The 446-nt window shown below is 48.0% G+C and carries 1 pseudogene; it reads left to right on the forward strand.

Going from position 1 to position 446, the window contains the following annotated elements:
• Positions 1-446, forward strand: a pseudogene (locus A3763_RS04430) (F0F1 ATP synthase subunit beta); the annotation flags it as partial.

Here is a 446-nt window from a genome sequence, read left to right on the forward strand (position 1 = left end):
TACTATCGCAATGGGTAGTACTGAAGGTCTAAAGCGTGGGCTGAATGTAGATAACACTGGCGCACCAATTTCTGTACCTGTTGGTCCAGAAACTTTGGGTCGTATCATGGACGTTCTAGGACGCCCAATCGACGAGCGTGGTGACATCGGTGAGCAAGAGCGTATGCCTATTCACCGTAAAGCACCTACTTACGCAGAGCAAGCAGCATCGGCTGAATTGCTAGAAACCGGTATCAAAGTAATCGACTTGGTTTGTCCATTCGCTAAGGGTGGTAAAGTTGGTCTATTCGGTGGTGCGGGCGTTGGTAAAACTGTAAACATGATGGAATTGATCAACAACATCGCACTGAAGCACTCTGGTCTTTCAGTATTCGCAGGTGTTGGTGAGCGTACTCGTGAGGGTAACGATTTCTATCACGAAATGCAGGAAGCTGGCGTTGTAAACC

The sequence above is a fragment of the Oleiphilus sp. HI0128 genome, assembly GCF_001635365.1.